Annotated in this window: 32 protein-coding genes and 1 pseudogene; 1 reads left to right on the top strand and 32 read right to left on the bottom strand. The window is 37.5% G+C overall.

Annotated features, from left to right (window positions below):
• The 31 genes and pseudogenes from ON09_RS04590 to ON09_RS04735 all read right to left on the bottom strand — a co-directional run.
• A pseudogene (locus ON09_RS04590) lies at positions 1-437 on the bottom strand (DNA-directed RNA polymerase subunit alpha); the annotation flags it as partial.
• Between the two features lie 85 nt (positions 438-522).
• Positions 523-1,131 carry a 30S ribosomal protein S4 gene (gene rpsD, locus ON09_RS04595; RefSeq protein ID WP_010599884.1) on the bottom strand — a complete coding sequence of 203 codons (609 nt, stop codon included), beginning with the start codon at positions 1,129-1,131 and terminating at the stop codon, positions 523-525.
• A gap of 62 nt (positions 1,132-1,193) precedes the next feature.
• Positions 1,194-1,583 (bottom strand): 30S ribosomal protein S11, encoded by a 390-nt coding sequence (gene rpsK / locus ON09_RS04600; RefSeq protein WP_010599885.1) that lies wholly within the window; start codon positions 1,581-1,583, stop codon positions 1,194-1,196.
• A 151-nt stretch (positions 1,584-1,734) separates the two neighbouring features.
• The gene (rpsM, locus tag ON09_RS04605) at positions 1,735-2,112 is read right to left on the bottom strand and encodes a 30S ribosomal protein S13 (RefSeq protein WP_010599886.1); all 378 of its coding nucleotides are present in this window, start codon (positions 2,110-2,112) and stop codon (positions 1,735-1,737) included.
• 67 nt (positions 2,113-2,179) lie between these two features.
• The gene (gene rpmJ, locus ON09_RS24750; RefSeq protein ID WP_010599887.1) at positions 2,180-2,296 is read right to left on the bottom strand and encodes a 50S ribosomal protein L36; all 117 of its coding nucleotides are present in this window, start codon (positions 2,294-2,296) and stop codon (positions 2,180-2,182) included.
• Between the two features lies 1 nt (position 2,297).
• Positions 2,298-2,516: a translation initiation factor IF-1 gene (infA, locus tag ON09_RS04610; protein ID WP_010599888.1), complete on the bottom strand. Its 219-nt coding sequence runs from the start codon at positions 2,514-2,516 to the stop codon at positions 2,298-2,300.
• Positions 2,517-2,583: 67 nt separating this feature from the next.
• A complete protein-coding gene (gene map / locus ON09_RS04615; protein ID WP_010599889.1) occupies positions 2,584-3,372 on the bottom strand; it encodes a type I methionyl aminopeptidase in 789 nt (262 codons plus the stop codon).
• A gap of 92 nt (positions 3,373-3,464) precedes the next feature.
• Positions 3,465-4,805: a preprotein translocase subunit SecY gene (gene secY / locus ON09_RS04620; RefSeq protein WP_010599890.1), complete on the bottom strand. Its 1,341-nt coding sequence runs from the start codon at positions 4,803-4,805 to the stop codon at positions 3,465-3,467.
• A 7-nt stretch (positions 4,806-4,812) separates the two neighbouring features.
• Positions 4,813-5,259 carry a 50S ribosomal protein L15 gene (gene rplO / locus ON09_RS04625; protein ID WP_010599891.1) on the bottom strand — a complete coding sequence of 149 codons (447 nt, stop codon included), beginning with the start codon at positions 5,257-5,259 and terminating at the stop codon, positions 4,813-4,815.
• Positions 5,260-5,361: 102 nt separating this feature from the next.
• Entirely contained in the window at positions 5,362-5,541 is a 180-nt protein-coding gene (gene rpmD, locus ON09_RS04630; RefSeq protein WP_010599892.1) for a 50S ribosomal protein L30, read from the bottom strand.
• 4 nt (positions 5,542-5,545) lie between these two features.
• On the bottom strand, positions 5,546-6,064 hold the full coding sequence (gene rpsE, locus ON09_RS04635; protein ID WP_010599893.1) for a 30S ribosomal protein S5: 519 nt from the start codon (positions 6,062-6,064) through the stop codon (positions 5,546-5,548).
• A gap of 17 nt (positions 6,065-6,081) precedes the next feature.
• Complete coding sequence (gene rplR / locus ON09_RS04640) at positions 6,082-6,435, bottom strand: 50S ribosomal protein L18 (RefSeq protein WP_010599894.1); 354 nt, start codon at positions 6,433-6,435, stop codon at positions 6,082-6,084.
• A 5-nt stretch (positions 6,436-6,440) separates the two neighbouring features.
• Positions 6,441-6,998, bottom strand: coding sequence for a 50S ribosomal protein L6 (gene rplF, locus ON09_RS04645; RefSeq protein WP_010599895.1), 558 nt, complete (start codon positions 6,996-6,998; stop codon positions 6,441-6,443).
• An 18-nt stretch (positions 6,999-7,016) separates the two neighbouring features.
• Complete coding sequence (gene rpsH, locus ON09_RS04650) at positions 7,017-7,415, bottom strand: 30S ribosomal protein S8 (RefSeq protein ID WP_010599896.1); 399 nt, start codon at positions 7,413-7,415, stop codon at positions 7,017-7,019.
• Between the two features lie 150 nt (positions 7,416-7,565).
• On the bottom strand, positions 7,566-7,835 hold the full coding sequence (gene rpsN / locus ON09_RS04655) for a 30S ribosomal protein S14 (RefSeq protein WP_010599897.1): 270 nt from the start codon (positions 7,833-7,835) through the stop codon (positions 7,566-7,568).
• Positions 7,835-8,401, bottom strand: coding sequence for a 50S ribosomal protein L5 (gene rplE / locus ON09_RS04660; protein ID WP_086003386.1), 567 nt, complete (start codon positions 8,399-8,401; stop codon positions 7,835-7,837). Before rplE ends, rpsN begins: the two co-directional genes overlap by 1 nt.
• A complete protein-coding gene (rplX, locus tag ON09_RS04665) occupies positions 8,398-8,739 on the bottom strand; it encodes a 50S ribosomal protein L24 (protein WP_010599899.1) in 342 nt (113 codons plus the stop codon). Before rplX ends, rplE begins: the two co-directional genes overlap by 4 nt.
• A 1-nt stretch (position 8,740) precedes the next feature.
• Positions 8,741-9,109, bottom strand: a complete 369-nt coding sequence (gene rplN / locus ON09_RS04670) for a 50S ribosomal protein L14 (RefSeq protein ID WP_010599900.1) — start codon at positions 9,107-9,109, stop codon at positions 8,741-8,743.
• 1 nt (position 9,110) lies between these two features.
• Positions 9,111-9,365, bottom strand: a complete 255-nt coding sequence (rpsQ, locus tag ON09_RS04675; protein ID WP_010599901.1) for a 30S ribosomal protein S17 — start codon at positions 9,363-9,365, stop codon at positions 9,111-9,113.
• Between the two features lie 13 nt (positions 9,366-9,378).
• Positions 9,379-9,591 (bottom strand): 50S ribosomal protein L29, encoded by a 213-nt coding sequence (gene rpmC / locus ON09_RS04680; RefSeq protein WP_010599902.1) that lies wholly within the window; start codon positions 9,589-9,591, stop codon positions 9,379-9,381.
• Between the two features lie 73 nt (positions 9,592-9,664).
• Positions 9,665-10,087, bottom strand: a complete 423-nt coding sequence (rplP, locus tag ON09_RS04685) for a 50S ribosomal protein L16 (protein ID WP_010599903.1) — start codon at positions 10,085-10,087, stop codon at positions 9,665-9,667.
• A gap of 40 nt (positions 10,088-10,127) precedes the next feature.
• Positions 10,128-10,973 carry a 30S ribosomal protein S3 gene (gene rpsC, locus ON09_RS04690; protein WP_010599904.1) on the bottom strand — a complete coding sequence of 282 codons (846 nt, stop codon included), beginning with the start codon at positions 10,971-10,973 and terminating at the stop codon, positions 10,128-10,130.
• A 9-nt stretch (positions 10,974-10,982) separates the two neighbouring features.
• Positions 10,983-11,342: a 50S ribosomal protein L22 gene (rplV, locus tag ON09_RS04695; RefSeq protein ID WP_010599905.1), complete on the bottom strand. Its 360-nt coding sequence runs from the start codon at positions 11,340-11,342 to the stop codon at positions 10,983-10,985.
• A gap of 7 nt (positions 11,343-11,349) precedes the next feature.
• On the bottom strand, positions 11,350-11,616 hold the full coding sequence (gene rpsS / locus ON09_RS04700) for a 30S ribosomal protein S19 (protein WP_010599906.1): 267 nt from the start codon (positions 11,614-11,616) through the stop codon (positions 11,350-11,352).
• Positions 11,616-12,440 (bottom strand): 50S ribosomal protein L2, encoded by an 825-nt coding sequence (rplB, locus tag ON09_RS04705; protein WP_010599907.1) that lies wholly within the window; start codon positions 12,438-12,440, stop codon positions 11,616-11,618. Before rplB ends, rpsS begins: the two co-directional genes overlap by 1 nt.
• A 20-nt stretch (positions 12,441-12,460) precedes the next feature.
• The gene (gene rplW, locus ON09_RS04710) at positions 12,461-12,751 is read right to left on the bottom strand and encodes a 50S ribosomal protein L23 (RefSeq protein ID WP_010599908.1); all 291 of its coding nucleotides are present in this window, start codon (positions 12,749-12,751) and stop codon (positions 12,461-12,463) included.
• Between the two features lies 1 nt (position 12,752).
• On the bottom strand, positions 12,753-13,382 hold the full coding sequence (gene rplD / locus ON09_RS04715; RefSeq protein ID WP_010599909.1) for a 50S ribosomal protein L4: 630 nt from the start codon (positions 13,380-13,382) through the stop codon (positions 12,753-12,755).
• Positions 13,383-13,386: 4 nt separating this feature from the next.
• A complete protein-coding gene (gene rplC, locus ON09_RS04720) occupies positions 13,387-14,004 on the bottom strand; it encodes a 50S ribosomal protein L3 (protein ID WP_010599910.1) in 618 nt (205 codons plus the stop codon).
• 173 nt (positions 14,005-14,177) lie between these two features.
• Positions 14,178-14,573, bottom strand: a complete 396-nt coding sequence (locus ON09_RS04725) for a DUF1634 domain-containing protein (RefSeq protein ID WP_010599911.1) — start codon at positions 14,571-14,573, stop codon at positions 14,178-14,180.
• Positions 14,573-15,406, bottom strand: coding sequence for a sulfite exporter TauE/SafE family protein (locus ON09_RS04730; RefSeq protein WP_010599912.1), 834 nt, complete (start codon positions 15,404-15,406; stop codon positions 14,573-14,575). Before ON09_RS04730 ends, ON09_RS04725 begins: the two co-directional genes overlap by 1 nt.
• Before the next feature lie 349 nt (positions 15,407-15,755).
• The gene (locus tag ON09_RS04735) at positions 15,756-17,012 is read right to left on the bottom strand and encodes a prephenate dehydrogenase (RefSeq protein ID WP_010599913.1); all 1,257 of its coding nucleotides are present in this window, start codon (positions 17,010-17,012) and stop codon (positions 15,756-15,758) included.
• Positions 17,013-17,185: 173 nt separating this feature from the next.
• On the opposite strand from ON09_RS04735, the gene ON09_RS04740 reads away from it, so the two are divergent.
• Positions 17,186-17,797 carry a hypothetical protein gene (locus ON09_RS04740; protein ID WP_010599914.1) on the top strand — a complete coding sequence of 204 codons (612 nt, stop codon included), beginning with the start codon at positions 17,186-17,188 and terminating at the stop codon, positions 17,795-17,797.
• A gap of 43 nt (positions 17,798-17,840) precedes the next feature.
• Here the strand turns inward: ON09_RS04740 and ON09_RS04745 are convergent, their stop codons facing one another.
• Complete coding sequence (locus ON09_RS04745; protein WP_157258843.1) at positions 17,841-18,731, bottom strand: PorP/SprF family type IX secretion system membrane protein; 891 nt, start codon at positions 18,729-18,731, stop codon at positions 17,841-17,843.
• Positions 18,732-18,735: the final 4 nt, after the last annotated feature.

Consider the following 18,735-nt stretch of genomic DNA (forward strand, 5'->3'; position numbering starts at 1 on the left):
ATGGTTAATTCCACTTCTAAAGTCACAGATTTATCCATATTGCAAATTACATGCTCAGGGTTTAATACTGTAAAGTTGTTAGAGAATTTAGTGATATCACCAGCCTTGAATTGATCTTGACCATTAACAATGATGAAAACTTTTTCAGCATCACCAGAATCACCTGTTTTCTTAAAACGAACTTGTTTTAAGTTTAAGATGATATCAGTTAAATCTTCTACAACACCTTTCATGGTAGAAAACTCATGCGAAACGCCTGAAAAACGAATAGTAGTAATAGCATAACCTTCTAACGAAGAAAGTAAAATTCTTCTTAAGGCATTACCAATTGTTACACCGAAACCGGGCTCTAAAGGACGAAATTCAAATGTGCCATCGAAATCTGTTGATTTCTGCATGATCACTTTGTCAGGTTTCTGAAATGCTAAAATTGCCATTTATATTTTTTTAAATTCGTTATTGAATATATAGTAACAAGAAAAAAGTTAATTACCCTTTCGAGGTAATTAACTATCTTATTTATTACTTTGAGTATAACTCGATGATTAAGTTTTCCTTGATGTTTTCAGGAATCTCATCACGTTGTGGGTAAGTTAAGAATTTACCAGTTAATTCACTAGCATTCCACTCTAACCATGCGAACTTGTTAATGGTTCTGCCGGCAACTGAGTTACTAATTGATTCTAAAGATTTTGACTTTTCACGAACCGCAACCACATCACCAGCTTTTAACTGATATGAAGGGATATTTACAACTTCACCATTCACGGTTACGTGTTTATGGCTAACTAACTGGCGTGCACCAGAACGGGTCGTTGCAATACCTAAACGGTAAACTGTGTTATCTAAACGTGCTTCTAACAATTGAAGTAAGTTATCACCTGTGATACCTGCACGTGAAGATGCTTTTTTAAACAAGTTACTGAACTGCTTTTCTAATACACCGTAAGTGTATTTTACTTTTTGTTTCTCCATTAACTGGATCGCATACTCAGATTGTTTTCCTCTTCTTTTTGAAACGCCATGTTGGCCAGGAGGATAATTTTTTCTGTCTAACACCTTATCAGGACCGAAGATTGGTTCTCTGAATTTACGGGCGATTTTTGATTTTGGGCCTGTATATCTTGCCATTTTTTTTCTGTTTTTAAAGTATCATTCAGCCTGTAACTGAAGATTCTTAGCTTTAAAATTAATTAAACTCTTCTCTTTTTAGGAGGACGACATCCGTTGTGTGGAAGTGGAGTAATATCTTTAATAGATGTTACTTCAATACCTGCTACTTGCAAAGTTCTGATTGCAGATTCACGACCTGAACCCGGACCTTTTACAAAAACTTCAACTTTACGTAAACCTAAATCAAATGCAACTTTACCGCAATCTGAAGCTGCTTGACCAGCTGCATACGGCGTGTTCTTTTTAGAACCTTTAAAGCCCATTTTACCAGCAGAAGACCATGAAATAGTCTGTCCGTTGTTGTTAGTTAACGTAACGATGATGTTGTTGAAAGTAGCATTGATATGTGCCTGACCAACAGGCTCAATTACAACGATACGTTTTTTTGTTACTTTTTTACTCTTAGCCATTTTATCTTTTAGATTTTAGATATGAGACTTGAGATATGAGACTTTCTCTACCCCGATACTCAGTATCCTACTTTTTCTTATATTCCAGATTTCGAGCAGATTTTAAAGATATGGTACTCATATCTTAAATCTCACATCTCACATCTATCTATTACTTAGTAGCCTTTTTCTTGTTAGCAACTGTTTTTCTCTTACCCTTACGAGTACGTGAGTTGTTTTTAGTACGCTGACCACGAGAAGGTAAACCTTTTCTGTGACGTAAACCACGGTAACAACCAATATCCATTAAACGTTTGATGTTTAACTGAACCTCTGATCTTAAAGCACCTTCTACTTTAATTTCATCGTTAATCATTGTACGGATAGCTGATAATTCATCATCAGACCAATCTTGTACTTTTTTGTTAAGATCGATACCTGCAGTAGTTAAAATACGTTGTGCAGTAGTTCTACCAATACCATAGATATAAGTTAAACCAATCTCTCCTCTTTTGTTTCTTGGTAAATCAATACCTGAAATCCTTGCCATATTTATTTTTTTTACGTAATTCCGAACGGCGGGCCACCGTTGTACGGTACATTACAATATTTTCTAATTACCCTTGACGTTGCTTGTATTTCGGATTTTTCTTGTTGATAACGTAAAGTTTACCTTTACGGCGAATAATCTTGCAATCAGCGCTACGTTTTTTAATTGATGATCTAACTTTCATTTTATTTGTATCTATAAGTGATGCGTCCCTTTGTTAAATCATAAGGAGACATCTCTAGTTTTACTTTGTCACCAGGTAAAATTTTGATGTAGTGCATCCGCATCTTACCTGAAATGTGAGCAATAATCTCATGTCCGTTCTCAAGTTCTACTCGGAACATCGCATTTGATAATGCTTCTCTTATTACTCCGTCTTGTTCAATTGAGGCTTGTTTAGCCATATTTTATTGATTGTTACTTAATTAGCTGCTTCTAAACAGGGTTGCAAAATTAAATAAAAAATTTTAATTATTTATTTTTTTGTTGTAAAACTTTTTCTATCATCGAAAACGTAGATAGAACATCTGCTTTTCCCTTTCTAATTGCTACTGTGTGTTCAAAATGAGCTGATGGCTTATTGTCTTTACTGGTAACCGTCCATCCATCATTATGAAACTTCACACCTGCAACGCCGGTATTAATCATGGGTTCTATTGCAATCACCATTCCTTCTTCAAGTTTTGGTCCTGCACCACGCTTTCCATAATTCGGAACTTCTGGTTTTTCGTGAAGTTTCACGCCAACACCATGTCCTACTAATTCTCTTACTACACCAAATCCATTTCCCTCTGCGTATTGTTGAATGGCAAAGCCAATATCTCCGGTACGCATCCCAACTACAGCTTTCTCAATGCCTAACTCCAGGCAGTGCTTAGTAACCTCAACCAGCTTTTGCTTTTCATCATCAACTTCTCCGATTGAAAAAGTATAGGCTGAATCGCCAAAATAATTGTTTTTAATTACGCCGCAGTCTACTGAAATTAAATCACCTTCTTGTATAATGTACTCGCTTGGAAAACCATGAACAACTTGTTCATTAGGCGAAATGCATAAAGAATTTGGGAAACCGTTGTAGTTTAAAAATGCAGGAATCGCTCCATTGTCATTAATAAACTCATAAGCTAGCTTGTCCAGGGCTAAAGTAGTCATGCCTGCTTTTATCACTTTTGCTACTTCAGCTAAAGTTTTAGAAACAAGCATGGAACTTTCTCTTATTAGCTCAATCTCTTCAAGAGATTTGTAATAAATTTTAGACATTCATTTATCGTTTTGAATGCGTGAATTATGAATGAGTAAACCACTTAACCAAGCTTTCACTCATTCTATCATTCAAAATCAAATAGTTTATCTTACAACGCTGCATTGCTACTCGCGGCAGGAACTCCTGTTCTGCCGGTAACTCTACCCGTCTTCATTAATCCATCATAATGACGCATTAATAAATAACTTTCAATCTGCTGTAAAGTATCCAAAACAACACCTACTAAGATCAATAATGATGTACCACCAAAGAAATGAGCAAACTCTTGTTTAATACCAAACTTAACAGCAATCGAAGGTAAAATAGCAATGATCGCTAAAAATACCGCACCTGGAAAAGTGATTTTTGAAATCACATCATCAATAAAAGTTGATGTTGCAAAACCTGGTTTAACACCTGGAATAAAACCACCATTTTTCTTCATATCGTCACTCATTTGAGTTGGATTTACTGTGATAGCAGTGTAGAAGAAAGTAAAGGCAATAATTAAAAACGCAAACGTTAAGCTATAAGCCAATGAAGTTGTATTGCTAAATTGAATTAACCATGATCCTTGCAATGAAGGAACAAATTGCGTTAATGCACCAGGAATAAACATCAAGGCCTGAGCAAAGATGATAGGCATTACACCAGCGGCATTAACCTTTAAAGGAATGTACTGACGAACACCACCAAACTGACGGTTACCAACAATTTTCTTAGCGTATTGTACAGGTACTTTACGTACACCTTGAACAATTAAAATGGTAAACATTACTACAGCAAAAAGTGCAACAATCTCTAAAACCAAAGCAACCGGGCCTCCACCTTCACTGGCAGAACCCACACGTGCACTAAACTCTTGAGAAATTGCAATAGGTAAACGGGCAATAATACCAACCATAATGATTAGTGATGTACCGTTACCAATACCTTTATCAGTAATTTTTTCACCTAACCACATTACGAATAATGTACCTGCTGTTAATACAAACGTAGATAACACTAAAAATAAAGTATTTGGTAATAAAATAGCTTCTGCCGGAACTTGCGTTTTAACGTAACCTACAGATTGAACGATTGTAATCGCTACCGTTAGATAACGAGTGATCTGGTTCATTTTCTTTCTACCACTTTCGCCTTCTTTCTGCATTTTTTGGAAAGAAGGAACAGCAATACCTAATAGTTGCACCACAATTGATGCAGAGATATAAGGCATTACCCCTAATGCTAAAATAGACACACGAGAGAACGAACCTCCGGCAAACATATCTAGTATGCCTAAAAGTCCTGATTTTTCGTTAGTGCCTAAAGCAGTTGGATCTACACCTGGTAAAACCACGTGAGATACGAAACGGTATACCAAAAGAATTAAGAGCGTAAACAATATACGCTCTTTTAATTCTTGAATTTTCCAGATATTACTTAAAGTAGTAAATAGCTTCTTCATTTAATAATTACAATTTTACAATTGAACCGCCTGCAGCTTCGATAGCTTTTTGAGCAGTTGCAGAGAATGCATGTGCAGTAACTTCTAATTTTACTTTAACCTCACCACGACCTAAGATTTTAACTAAGTCATTTTTTGAAGCTAAACCATGTGCTTGTAAAGCAGCGAAATCGATAGTTGTTAAGCTGTGTTTCTCAGCTAAAGTTTGTAATACATCTAAGTTTACGCCAACATATTCTGTACGGTTGATTGGTTTGAAACCAACTTTAGGCACACGACGTTGTAAAGGCATTTGACCACCTTCAAAACCGATTTTGGTTGAGTGACCTGAACGAGAACCCGCACCTTTGTGACCACGAGTTGAAGTACCGCCACGACCAGAACCTGTACCACGACCAATTCTTTTGTTGTTTTTTGTAGAACCTACTGCAGGTTTTAAATTACTTAAATTCATTTTTTTGAATTTGTGTTGCCCTTCGCTTTCACTAAACAGGTACAACGATTAAACATATATAAAGCTAGCAAAGGTGTATCCTCTACTAGCTTTAAACTTTTATTAAATTGCTTCGATAGCTACTAAGTGATTCACTTTGCGAACCATACCGATAATTTGCGGTGTAGCTTCTACCTCAACACTTTGATTCATTTTAGATAAACCTAAAGCTTGAACGGTTCTTTTTTGGCGCTCGCTTCTGTCGATAACGCTTTTTACTTGTGTTATTTTGATCTTAGCCATGATATTATCCGTTAAATACTTTGTTTAAATCGATACCACGAGTTTGAGCTACTGTATAAGCATCACGCATTTTTGTTAATGCATCAACAGTTGCTTTTACCACGTTGTGTGGGTTTGATGATCCTTTAGATTTTGCCAGTACGTTATGAACGCCAGCACTCTCTAATACAGCACGCATCGCACCACCTGCAATTACTCCAGTACCTACTGCAGCTGGTTTGATTAAAACAAAACCACCTGAGAATTTACCGATTTGCTCGTGAGGAACAGTACCATTTAAAATTGGAACTTTTACCAAGTTCTTTTTAGCATCATCCACACCTTTAGCGATTGCTTCAGTTACCTCTTTCGCTTTACCTAAACCGAAACCAACAACACCGTTTTCATCTCCAACAACAACAATTGCTGAGAAGCTGAAAGTACGACCACCTTTGGTTACTTTGGCAACACGTTGTATACTAACCAAACGATCCTTTAATTCGATATCGGTGGTTTTAACTCTTTTTATATTGATAGTTGACATCTTACTTTTTCTTCAGATTAAAATACTAAACCAGCTTCGCGAGCACCTTCTGCTAACGATTTTACACGACCGTGGTATAAATAGCCATTTCTATCGAAAACAACTTGTTTAACACCTGCAGCAATTGCTTTTTCGGCAACTAATTTACCTACTGCAACTGATTGGTCTGATTTACTTCCAGTACCTGCAAAATCTTTCGATAATGATGATGCTGAAGCTATTGTTGTACCGGTTACATCGTTAATTACCTGCGCATAAATCCCTTTATTGCTTCTATATACAGATAACCTTGGACGCTCTTCCGAACCGGTAAGTCTTTTTCTGATCCCTTTTTTAATACGATCTCTTCTTGATAATTTTTTACCTGCCATGATTACTATTTTTTAGATGCTGATTTACCTGCTTTTCTTCTTAACACTTCACCTACAAACTTGATACCTTTACCTTTGTATGGCTCTGGTGCACGTAACGAACGGATTTTCGCTGCTACCTGACCGATCAATTGTTTGTCAATACTTTCTAAAATGATTTTAGGCGTTTGACCTTTTTCTGAAGATGTAGTTACTTTAATCTCTTCTGGTAATTGGAATACATAGTGGTGAGAATAACCTAAAACTAGATCTAGTGTATTACCTTGGTTTGTCGCACGGTAACCAACACCTACTAATTCCTGAGTTAATTTATAACCTTCTGTAACACCAACAACCATGTTGTTAAGCAATGAGCGATATAAACCGTGTAATGCTTTGTGTTTCTTTTGTTCTGATGGACGTTGAACTGTTAAAATTCCATCTTCTTGACTTACAGTGATATCTGAATCTACTGCTTGTGTTAATTCACCTTTAGGGCCTTTTACTGTAACAACGTTATCATTTGATACCGTGATTGTAACTCCTGCAGGGATTGTAATTGGGGCTTTTCCTATTCTTGACATTGTGCTGTTCTCCTAATATTAATAAACGTGACACAATACCTCACCACCAATGTTTAATTTGGCTGCTTCTTTATCAGTCATTACACCTTTAGAAGTAGATAAGATTGCGATACCTAAACCGTTTAATACTCTTGGCATATTTTCAACACCAGCGTAGTTTCTCAAACCTGGTTTACTTACTCGCACTAATGTACGAATAGCAGGAACTTTGGTAATTGGATTGTATTTCAAAGCAATTTTAATGGTGCCTTGAACTGTAGTATCTTCAAACTTGTAGTTCGCGATGTAACCTTTGTCGAAAAGAACTTTAGTAATTTCTTTTTTAAGGTTTGATGCAGGAATTTCTACAACACGGTGGTTGGCCTTAATGGCATTCCTTACTCTTGTTAAATAATCTGCTATTGGATCTGTATTCATTATTTATTGTTTTTGATAGTGGTTTCCTTCTGCTACCCAGCTGTGGGACCTTCTATCGGTTAAAATTCTTTTTTAAGCGAAAAGCAAAAAGACTAAAGCCTAAAGCGGATTTATTCGCTTTAGACTTTAAGCTTTCAGCTCTAACCTATATTACCAAGATGCTTTTTTAACACCTGGTATTTTACCGTCTAATGCCATCTGGCGGAACGTTACCCTTGAAATACCAAAGGTACGCATATATCCACGAGGACGACCAGTTAATTTACAACGGTTGTGTAAACGTACCGGAGAGGAGTTTTTAGGTAATTTATCTAAACCCTCGAAATCTCCTGCAGCTTTTAATGCTGCACGTTTTTCAGCGTATCTAGCTACCAATTTTTGGCGCTTAACTTCGCGTGCTTTTACACCTTCTTTTGCCATTATTCTGCTGTTTTTTGATTTTTAAATGGTAATCCGAATTGTTTCAATAACTCAAGCGCCTCAACGTCAGATTTTGCCGAAGTTACGAAAGTTATATCCATCCCTAAAATTTTATTGATTTTATCTATATTAATCTCTGGGAAGATGATTTGTTCAGTAACACCTAAAGTGTAGTTACCTTTTCCATCAAAACCTTTATCGTTAATACCTTTGAAATCGCGAATACGTGGTAAAGCTACAGAGATCAAACGATCCAAGAACTCATACATATTGTTGTCACGTAATGTTACACGTACACCTACCGGCATACCTTTACGCAATTTAAAGTTAGAGATATCTTTTTTAGATTGTGCCGGAACCGCTTGCTGACCAGTAATAGTAGTCAATTCAACGATTGTCGTATCCATAATCTTTTTATCAGTAACAGAAAAACGACCCACACCCTGATTGATACAGATTTTTTCCAATTTTGGAACCTGCATTACAGTTTTGTACTGAAATTTCTCTTTTAACGCATTTACAACTTCTTCTTTGTATTTGCTTTTTAATCTAGGTGTAGCCATTATTTAATTTCCTCCCCTGAAATTTTAGCAACTCTAACGATTTTACCATCAGCGTTTAGTTTACGACCAACGCGGGTAGTTTTACCAGATCTTGGATCAACCAACATCAAGTTAGAAATGTGAAGAGCAGCTTCTTTTTTAATAATACCACCGTTCGGATTTGCAGCATTTGGTTTAGTGTGTTTAGACACTAAGTTAACGCCTTCTACAATGGCTCTGTTTTTATCTATTTGTACTGAAAGTACTTTTCCTTGTTGACCTTTTGAATCGCCAGCAATTACTTTAACTAAATCTCCTGTGCGGATTTTAAGTTTTGATGGTGTATTTACTTTGTTTCCCATTTTATAATACCTCCGGTGCTAATGATACAATTTTCATGAATTGTTTTTCACGTAGTTCTCTCGCAACCGGGCCAAAGATACGTGTACCTCTTGGCTCATCCTGTGCGTTCAATAATACAGCAGCATTATCGTCAAAACGGATATAAGAACCATCTTTACGACGGATTTCTTTTTTAGTTCTTACAACAACTGCTTTAGAAACTGTACCTTTTTTAATATTACCTGACGGTAATGCGCTTTTTACGGTAACAACTACCTTATCACCAATTGAAGCATAACGTTTGCCGGTTCCACCTAGCACGCGAATTACCAATACTTCTTTTGCGCCGCTGTTATCAGCAACGTTTAATCTCGATTCCTGTTGTACCATCTTATTTAGCTCTTTCTAAAATTTGTACCAATCTCCAGTTCTTGTTCTTACTCAATGGACGAGTTTCCATGATTAATACTGTATCACCGATACCGCATTCGTTTTTCTCGTCGTGAGCCATAAATTTGGTAGTTTTCTTAACGAACTTACCATAAATCGGGTGTTTCACTTTACGTTCCACGCTCACTACAACAGATTTATCCATCTTGTTGCTTACCACTAACCCCGTTCTTGTTTTTCTTAATTGTCTTTCCATGTCGACTCTCAAATTATTTAGTTTCAGTAGCTGACTCAGTGTTTTTTACTTGAGTCAACGCAGTGTTTAAACGGGCTATGTCTTTCCTTACTTTTGCAATACGCGAAGGATTTTCGATAGCTGAAATAGTGTGTGCGAACTTTAATTTTGATAAGTTCTCTTTTTCTTCCGCAATCTTAGCTACTAATTCTTCTTTTGAAAGCCCTGTGATTTCTGAATTTTTCATTTTTCTTTTTCTTTTACGTTGAGTGTAGCGGTTATAATAAACAAGTATTTACAACATTCACCTCAACACTTTACTATGCTTCTACGTAATCTCTACGTACTACGAACTTGGTTTGGATTGGTAATTTCTGAGCTGCTAAACGCAATGCTTCTTTAGCTACTTCTAAAGGCACACCTTCAGCTTCGAAAATTACGCGTCCAGGTCTTACAACTGCTACCCAATATTCAGGAGCACCTTTACCTTTACCCATACGTACCTCAGCAGGTTTTTTAGTTACTGGTTTGTCCGGGAAAATTCTGATCCATACTTGACCTTCACGTTTCATGAAACGTGTTACGGCGATACGGGCAGCCTCTATCTGGCGACTTGTAATCCAAGTTGCTTCTAAAGATTTGATACCGAAAGATCCGAATGCTAATTCAGCTCCACGAGAAGCTAAACCCTTCATTCTGCCTTTTTGCATCTTCCTGAACTTCGTTCTTTTTGGCTGTAACATTTTATTTTGTTCTAATCGTTAAACGATGTTAATAAATCAATTATTTACGAGGACCTCTGTTAGCGCCTGCGCCACCACCTCTATTTGCACCTGGGCCACCTTGACCTGGGCCACGACCACCACCTTGGTTTCCACCACGTCTGTCGTTACCACCACGTCTATCGTTTCCGCCACGGTTATCTCTTCCACCGAATGCTGGTTTATCTGATGCGCCTTTTGGACCGTTGTTTGTTGAACCAATGTTTGGAGACAAATCACGTTTTCCATAAACCTCACCTTTACAGATCCATACTTTAACGCCGATTTTACCATAAGTGGTTAAAGCTTCAGCTAAAGCATAATCAATATCAGCACGGAATGTATGCAAAGGCACTCTTCCTTCTTTGTACTGCTCAGTACGTGCCATCTCAGCACCACCTAAACGACCAGAAGTCATGATTTTAATACCTTCAGCACCCATACGCATGGTTGATGCGATAGAAGATTTCATTGCTCTACGGAATGAGATCCTTGCTTCTAATTGTTTTGCAACACCTTCTGCAACTAATTGTGCATCAAGTTCTGGGCGTTTAATTTCGAAGATGTTAATTTGAATTTCCTTTTTAGTTAATTTCTTTAACTCTTCTTTGATTTTATCAACCTCAGCACCTGCTTTACCGATTACAATACCTGGGCGAGCTGTGTGGATCGTTACTGTGATACGTTTTAACGTACGCTCAATAACAACTTTAGCAACACCACCTTTAGCAATACGAGCAGAAAGGTATTTTCTTATTTTCTCATCTTCAACTAATTTATCGGAGTAGTTGTTGCCACCGAACCAGTTAGAATCCCATCCTTTGATGATACCTAACCTGTTACCTATTGGATTTGCTTTTTGTCCCATTTCCTAAAATTAGTTTTGAGTTGTTTCTGTGTTTTTACTATCTACAATCAGTGTAACGTGGTTTGAACGCTTGCGAATTCTATATCCACGACCTTGAGGTGCCGGACGTAAACGTTTAAGTTGACGACCACCATCTACCATAATTGTTTTAACAAATAACTCGCTTCCATCAGAAGTTTTGCCATTTTTAGCTTCCCAGTTGTTAATTGCAGATAATAATAATTTCTCAACTCTTATTGCTGCTTCTTTATTGGTAAACTTTAAAACACTTAATGCTTTTTCTACACGTTCACCTCTGATAAGATCTACAACCAAACGCATCTTACGCGGTGAGGTTGGACAATTGTTTAATTTTGCTATTGCTTCCATTGTCTAATTATTTTTTCTTTTCAGCGTGTCCTCTGAATGTTCTGGTTGGAGCAAATTCTCCCAACTTGTGACCAACCATGTTTTCTGTAACGTACACAGGGATAAATTTATTTCCGTTGTGTACAGCAAATGTATGATTCACGAAATCTGGTGATATCATTGATCTGCGAGACCAAGTTTTGATTACAGACTTTTTGCCTGAATCATTCATAGAGTTTACTTTTTTCTCTACGTTATGGTCAATATAAGGTCCTTTTTTTATCGAACGAGCCATTATTTCTTCCTTCTCTCTATGATGTAACGATTAGAATATTTTTTAAGTTCTCTGGTTTTAAAGCCTTTAGCTAAAACGCCATTTCTTGAACGTGGGTGACCACCTGATGATCTACCTTCACCACCACCCATTGGGTGATCTACTGGGTTCATCGCTACCGGTCTAGTTCTCGGACGACGGCCCAACCAACGTTTACGACCAGCTTTACCTAATACTTCGTTTGCGTGATCTGAGTTAGATACTGCACCGATAGTAGCAAGACAAGTAGTCAAGATTAAACGGGTTTCGCCTGAAGGCATTTTCAAAGTAGCATATTTACCATCGCGGGCAGCTAATTGTGCGTAAGCACCTGCACTACGAGCCAATTGTGCTCCTTTTCCAGGGTGAATCTCCACGTTGTGGATGATAGAACCTAATGGAATGTTCGATAATTTTAAAGTGTTACCTACTTCTGGTGCTGCAGTATCGCCCGATAATATTACCGAACCTACTTGCAAACCTTCCGGAGCAATGATATAACGCTTCTCGCCATCTGCATAATGTAATAATGCGATGCGGGCAGTACGGTTTGGATCGTATTCAACAGTAGCTACTGTTGCAGGAATATCGAATTTATCGCGTTTGAAATCGATTAAACGATATGATTTTTTATGACCACCACCCATGTAGCGCATAGTCATTTTACCTGTGTTGTTACGTCCACCAGACTTTTTTGATGATACAACCAATGATTTTTCGGGCTTGGTTGCTGTAATCTCCGTAAAACTAGCACCAACTCTGAAGCGGGTACCTGGAGTAACTGGTTTAAATTTTCTTAAGCCCATAGTTATAATTAATTATTAAATTAAAGAGTTGCGTAATAATCTATTGTTTCGCCGTCTTTTAACGTTACGATTGCTTTTTTGAATTTCGGGCTACGGCCAGAAACAAAACCTGCTTTAGTGTAACGAGACTTCGCTTTTCCATCAACAACCATTGTGTTAACTGCAACGATGGTTACACCGTACAATTTCTCAATAGCAGCTTTGATTTGGATTTTGTTAGCCTTGTGGCTAACAGCGAATGTGAAACGGTTAGATTTCTCAGTTAAAGCTGAAGCTTTTTCGGTTAATATTGGTTTTTTTAAAATTTCCATATTACTTGGCAAATGCCTCCTCCAAAGTTTTAACAGAATCTGCAGTTAACACAAGTACACCAGCGTTTAATACATCATAAGTATTTAAATCTGCTGCCGAGATTACTTTAGTTTTCTGAACGTTTCTGCTTGATAAATAGATATTATTATTTTGTGCAGGTAAAACCAATAAAGTTTTTTGAGTACCTACGTTTAACGCAGCCAATAAACTTGTATAGTTTTTAGTTTTAGCTGTATCGAAGTTGAAATCTTCTAAAACTACCACGCTATTATCTTTTGCTTTATAAGCTAAAGCAGATTTACGTGCTAATGATTTTAATTTCTTGTTCAATTTAAAGCTATAATCACGTGGCTGAGGACCGAAAACACGACCACCACCGTTAAATAACGGAGATTTAATGCTACCAGCACGGGCACCACCTGTACCTTTTTGTTTGTATAGTTTACGAGTTGAACCAGCAATCTCATTACGTTGTTTAGATTTATGAGTACCTTGACGTTGGTTAGCCAAATACTGTTTTACATCTAAATAAATCGCGTGGTCGTTAGGCTCGATACCAAATACCGATTCAGGAAGTTGCACCTTGGCACCTGTTTCTTTACCTGAAATGTTTAATACTTTAACTTCCATCTGATTACTTGTCTAAGATTACGTAAGAACCTTTAGCTCCTGGAATGGAACCACTAACTACTAATAAGTTTTGCTCAGCATAAACTTTCAAAACTTGTAAGTTTTGAATTTTTACTCTGTCTCCACCTGTTCTTCCTGCCATGCGCATTCCTTTGAATACACGTGAAGGAAATGATGATGCTCCCAATGAACCTGGGGCACGTAAACGGTTATGCTGACCGTGAGTCTGCATACCAACACCGGCAAATCCGTGGCGTTTTACAACACCTTGAAAACCTTTACCTTTTGAGGTACCTACAACATCAACAAAATCGCCTTCTGCGAATGCATCAACGGTTACAACATCACCTAAACTAAGTGAAGTAGTAAACGAATCGAATTCAACAAGTTTGCGTTTCGGAGTTGTGTTTGCTTTCGCGAAATGGCCTTTCAATGGTTGAGTTGTGTTTTTCTCTTTTTTCTCATCGTAACCCAACTGGATTGATGAATAACCATCTACTTCTTCGGTCTTTACTTGTGTAACTACACAAGGCCCAGCTTCGATTACCGTACAAGGAATGTTTCTTCCTTCGGCATCAAAGATACTGGTCATTCCTACTTTTTTTCCAATAATTCCTGACATTTTATCTTTTCTTTTTAACACCCATCGAAGCAGTAGGGCTTCGTTCAAGGTGGTTGTACAATCCCCCGAAAGGGACGGCAAAGATAGATAAGAATTATTAATTTTCAAATAGTTAGCAAAATATTTTTTCAAATAAATTGCTGATATGATGGAGTTTAAGATTAATTAACGGATTAATGTGCCAATCCTCCATTTAAACTGATGGTTATGATCGCTAAGATGATAAAACCAATCAATACATAAAGGTAATCCCGCTCCAGGAAAAAGCTAAAAATTGCAAATATAATCCTTGCAATTGGGGTAAATATAAGCATCAGGATGCCGAACTGAACGATGGCATCGCCATGAAAGGTAGAAAGCCCTTTAAAAATTGCCGCAATAGATGAGAACTTGGAAAGCTCAGGTTTGAAAACTTTATAATCAGTAATAACGCCATTGTTGTGAATAAGAAAAACAACACCGCCGATTAAAACAATGCTCATTGAAATAATTACACCCGCACGTAAAAGAGTACCCAAAACAACCTGAATATCCTTATCATTAATATTTTGTTTTTTTGCTGTACTCATTACAATCCGCTTATTCCTTTATAAATCATTTGCAAAGCCAAAAAAGTAACCACTACAGCAAATACAATTTTCAACTTATCGGTTTTGGTGCGCAATAAAACCTTTGCACCAACAGAGGCTCCCGTTAAAACGCCAATACAAACAGGCATGGCAATTCCCGGATCGATTTGTCCGCGGTGCAGATAGACCACCGCACTTGCTGCCGCCGTAACCCCCATCATGAAATTACTGGTAGTTGTTGATACCTTAAACGGCAAACGCATGATATTATCCATGGCGATAACTTTCAGCGCCCCGCTTCCAATCCCTAACAGACCAGAAAGTGTTCCTGCAAAAAGCATCATCACAAAGCCACCCGGAACATTTTTTACCGCATAGCGATGATCCACACCTTTATCAGGATAGCTACTGTTTAATTTAAAAAATTTTGCCCATTTATCTGTATCGTCTAAAGTGGTATGGTCAACTTTTTTCTTCAAAGTCATGATCGCAGAGAAGATCAGGATACAACCAAAGATGATCGCAATATAATTTGCATTGAGATACACCGCTACAATTGCACCACAGATGGCACCAACCGTTGTAGCGATTTCCAGAAACATACCAATTCGAATGTTGGTGATGCCTTCTTTTACATATGCTGCTGCTGAGCCAGACGATGTAGCAATTACAGAAACAATGGATGCGCCAATGGCATAATGAATATCGACACCGAGTGCCAACGTTAATAGCGGAATAATAATTACGCCACCCCCTAAACCAGTTAGCGAACCTAGTAATCCTGCTAAAAAAGCACCGAATAAAACGATAATGGTAAAAAGCAATACCGACATGCGGGCAAATATAAGGCACACATTTTGCCTAAACGAAGGATTTGACGAATAAAATAAAGTCTATATATTATATGGATGATGTAAAATGATCTGGCAACGGTATCATTGAATTTTAGGGAATCGCCTGACTGAAAACATGTAGGATTTATATCACAACCTTCAACATGCTGCTTACAAAATCAATTCGCTGTTGATAAACTTTCTTCGGAAATTCATTTATCATCAATAAGCCAAAAAATATAAAACTTTTCTTACAATAAGGATTATGAGTGCTTTCGAATCTATCACTTATCGGCTTTCCATTTTAAACTCTTGTAAACTTCATCCATTTCACATCATCCATCCTACGCTACTTACCCAATCTTCTGATCATCTCGGCACTCAGATCCCTGCCATCATTTAAGCGGTTAGCAAAGAAAGATTTAGCGGCTTCAAAATGTTCTTTATAGCCTTTCAAATCTCCATATCCTATAATTGAAGCCCATTCATGAACGGCAGTATGAAATTCCAAATCATCGCCGCGGATCGATTTATCATAGAGCGCTGTATGAATTGATTCCTCCAGCATCTCGTCATTTTTAAACAGATACTCGGCAATGCCCAATCTTAATTTAAAAGGTGGCGTTTGGCAAATCAGATTATCGTAAGGGTTAACGCCCATTTTATACCAGGCATAAACCATGCTCAATAAACTTAAATGAGAATTTGGTTTTTGTTTATGTTCAGCATCTGATAGGCTGAACTCTTTCATAATATTATCATCCAAAAGCAAGAGCGTCCTGCTTTCATGAAATACAAAGTCGCGGGCTGCATAAATTTTCTCCCTAAATTCTATCTCACTTTCGCAAATCATCAACTTATAAAGTTCTGATTCTGCCTGAGCATAATATTTTACCTGCTTTTGTGCGTAAGGGTTTAAGATTGCTAAACCCGCATAGATGTGAGATTTATAACTGAAAATCCTCAAGGTTGTTAAAATCTTTACATTATCGATTCCGCCGGCATAGGCAGGATTATCCCAGGGGAAGAAACCGGCATTTTTCCATGCCGAGCCCATGCTTTCAAAACCCATGTGTGTTACAGCCTGTGTATCGGCTACAATGCGGTCGTGCTCCCGGTAATCATCCATCTCGATGATATTTGATTTTAACGACTTGTAAATCTCCAGTGCTTTGGCATATACCTCATCTGTAGCACGGTGGCGAACAACAACCAATGTTTGCCCTTCAGGACTAAAAGCCGGCCCATGTAAAGAGTGGCAGGTTACAATTTGAGTATCGGCTGGAAGGTGTTTCTCGAAGGCGGCAATTTCCGGATGCTTCACAGAAGTTTGTCCGGATACGATGGCACCAAATTTTGTTGACCGTGCAAATGTGGCCACCACTTCATCAATTTTCTCGGCTTCAACACAGTAGAGTATGAAGTCTGATTTCCGGGCAACCTCATGCCCATCAACCAACACCTCAATTCCTTTCGGTTCCAGCTCATTTTTTAAATCTGAAAAACGTAATGGCATATCCGCCCCACATACTTTATAACCTGCATTTATGAACGATAGTGCATATAATTTGCCCATATCGCCTAAACCGATAATTCCTATTTGCATGAAACAAATGTAATCTATCATGAATTAAATCATAATAAAACTTAGATAATTTTGTTATTTAACAAGTTCATAAAACATGTTTTTATCTATTGGCATTCAATAATTAGTTAAAATATATTGAATAAGAAATAGATAAAAATGTAGTTTTACATTCTAACACCTATATTTAAACTATGCAGAAAATTAAACACACCCTAATGTTTTTAGGCGCTATGCTATTTTTAAATGTGGCGTTTGGCCAGGTTTTACCAGACACCACAAAAAATACTGATCCATCTTTAAATGGACAATATCAGTTTATGTTAAAAAAATCAAAAAGCCTATACGGTGCAAAGCTGATTAATCCATCGAGGCTGACAGGTTTGTGGAAAAGTGTGAATGATACGTTGAGAAAAGAGCGCAAACAGCTTCAGGAAGCCAGGCAAGAAATTAAAGCACAAGCACAAAATATCTCTACCTTAAAGGGCGAAGTTACTGGTAAAGAAAGTTCTTTAGCTGATGCAACAGCATCGGTAAATGAAATTAAGTTTTTAGGGATATCCTTTAATAAAGGAACATATAATACAATCGTTTGGGTAATTATTATTGTGCTGGCGGCTGGATTGGCGATTGTTATTTTTCAATCTGGTAAATACAGGAAGGAAGCTACTTATCGAACACAGCTCTATCAGGAAGTTGCTGATGAGTTTCAGGCACACAAAGTAAAGGCAAAAGACAAAGAAATGAAACTGGCCAGGGAACTTCAAGACGAAAGAAATAAGTGGGATGATGCCCGAGGCAGATAAAATAACAGGAAAGCCATTTCGATGAGAGATGGCTTTCTTATTATTATGGGTTTTTGAAACTGTACTTTAACCCAATTTCAAATTCACCGTTGCTAAAATTTTTCATTTGAGCAGTATTGGTAGTGTATTGAAATAGAAGGGCAAATTGGTTTCTATAATTGGCACCGAAACCACCAGTAAAACTATTGGTGCCATGGTAAACGCCATTTAACATTAGTTTATTTTCTAAAAATTGAAGATTTACACCAGCATCGAAAATGCCATCATAGTTTTGAACGCCTCGATAAACTAATTTAGGCTCGATGCTGTTTACCACTTTATCAGTGGTAAATTTATACCCCGCTGCGATAAAATATATAGATCTATCGACAACGTTCCTTAGTATATCTCGTTTGAAAAACCTTTTTAAATTTGGCAAAGTTGCTTGTAAGGTCAGTTTGTCCATCCTGTAGGCAATGCCAAAATCACCATCGAGATAAAGCTGCCGTTCATTGAAACTATTTAGTACCTCATCAGTTAAATCACCTTTTACCTTTCCCATATTCACGTATTCATTCATGATACCTGCTGACAGGCCGAAATCAATAAAATTGGTGGCGTTATTTAAAGGAATGTGATATGCGTAACTCACCGTTGCTCTAAACCGGCTAATTGCACCTGCAGTTTCACTGTAAAGCAATGCGCCTAAGCCTACTTTATTATTCTTCAGACCATAATCTGCGGTTAAATATTGTATTTTGGGTGCACCATCTACCCCAACCCATTGGGTTTTGAAAGCTCCGTTTAATGTTACGCCGTCATCTACACCAGCCATTGCAGGATTTGCTAAAAATTGGTTTTGATAATAAATACTCCCCATTGGGTTTAACTGACTAAAGGCCGCTGTAAAGGAAAATAACAACAAGCCACATAAGCAAAATCTCATCTTTCTCATGTTG

This window comes from Pedobacter agri PB92 (genome assembly GCF_000258495.1).
GTDB classification, from domain to species: Bacteria; Bacteroidota; Bacteroidia; order Sphingobacteriales; family Sphingobacteriaceae; genus Pedobacter; species Pedobacter agri.